This window comes from Aeromonas sobria (assembly GCF_006243315.1).
In the GTDB taxonomy this organism is placed as follows: Bacteria; Pseudomonadota; Gammaproteobacteria; order Enterobacterales; family Aeromonadaceae; genus Aeromonas; species Aeromonas sobria_A.
The window spans coordinates 1-1,432 of sequence record NZ_NKWE01000079.1 but is presented as its reverse complement, the minus strand read 5'-3'; the positions used below and the strand labels follow the sequence as shown (position 1 = coordinate 1,432).

Sequence of the window (1,432 nt, the reverse complement as noted above, 5' to 3'; positions counted from 1 at the left end):
TGTCGATGTGGCGCATTATAGGGAGCAGAATTTTTCTGGCAAGCAGATAATTGCAAAAAGATGGCTTTCGTCGCTCGTTCGCTCGCAAAGCCACCAATTGGCACAGTTAATAACCGAAATCAGGCTGCGGCAGGCACTGCAATGGCGAAATCGTGGAGATTGTCATAGATCCCATCAGCCAAAACGATAGCTTCATCTGTCAGCGGTTTACCTGTCCTGACCATCACTTTATGGCCAACGTTGGCATTAGTCGCAGCCTTTAGGTCAGAAGGCTTATCGCCCACCATATAAGAACGGCCCATATCGATGTCGTGTTCCTGTTTAGCCAACAGCAGCATTCCGGGGGCAGGCTTACGACAGTCACACGGTGCACTGTGATCCGGGTGGTGGGGACAGAAATAGATGCCATCGAGATCCACATCCCGATCGGCCAGTGACCAGTCCATCCACTCCGTCAGATTCATGAAATCATCTTCGCTGAAGTAGCCACGGGCGATACCGGACTGGTTGGTAACGACAACCAGCAGATACCCTTTCTTCTTTAACAGCTGCAGGGCTTCGATCACCCCGGGCAGAAAATGGAAATCATCTACCTGACTCACATACCCAGTGTCTTCATTGATGACACCGTCACGATCCAGAAAAATGGCGGCTTTGCTCACGGAAACTACCTCTATCAATGGTTTCGTCCAGTATCTCACAGGCCATAAATAGCCCCAAAAATAAAAGGGGTGGCCGAAGCCACCCCTTTTCATGTTTGTATATAACGAATCGATTAAGCGATTACGCTAGCTACAACACCAGCACCTACGGTACGGCCACCTTCACGGATCGCGAAACGCAGGCCGTCGTCCATCGCGATCGGTGCAATCAGGGTAACAACCATTTTGATGTTGTCGCCTGGCATTACCATCTCTACGCCTTCCGGCAGTTCGATGGTACCGGTCACGTCGGTAGTGCGGAAGTAGAACTGCGGACGGTAGCCCTTGAAGAACGGGGTATGACGACCACCTTCTTCTTTGGACAGTACGTACACTTCAGATTCAAACTTGGTGTGCGGCTTGATTGAGCCCGGCTTAGCCAGTACCTGACCACGCTCTACGTCTTCACGCTTCACGCCACGCAGCAGTGCACCAACGTTCTCGCCTGCACGACCTTCGTCCAGCAGCTTACGGAACATTTCTACACCGGTACAGGTAGTAGTCACGGTATCTTTGATACCAACGATTTCTACAGACTCACCAACTTTAACGATACCGCGCTCTACACGACCGGTAACAACAGTACCACGGCCAGCGATAGAGAATACGTCTTCGATTGGCATCAGGAACGGCAGGTCAATTGCACGCTCCGGCTCTGGGATGTAGGTATCCAGGTGGCCAGCCAGCTCGATGATCTTCTCTTCCCATGCAGCTTCGCCTTCCAGCGCTTT

The 1,432-nt window shown here is 51.7% G+C and carries 2 protein-coding genes; both read right to left on the bottom strand.

Going from position 1 to position 1,432, the window contains the following annotated elements:
- Positions 1–119: 119 nt before the first annotated feature.
- Positions 120–662: a D-glycero-beta-D-manno-heptose 1,7-bisphosphate 7-phosphatase gene (gene gmhB / locus CF137_RS21135; protein ID WP_162516002.1), complete on the bottom strand. Its 543-nt coding sequence runs from the start codon at positions 660–662 to the stop codon at positions 120–122.
- A gap of 113 nt (positions 663–775) precedes the next feature.
- Positions 776–1,432 (bottom strand): EF-Tu C-terminal domain-related protein (locus tag CF137_RS21130; protein ID WP_240038587.1); only part of this gene is annotated, 657 nt, incomplete at its 5' end.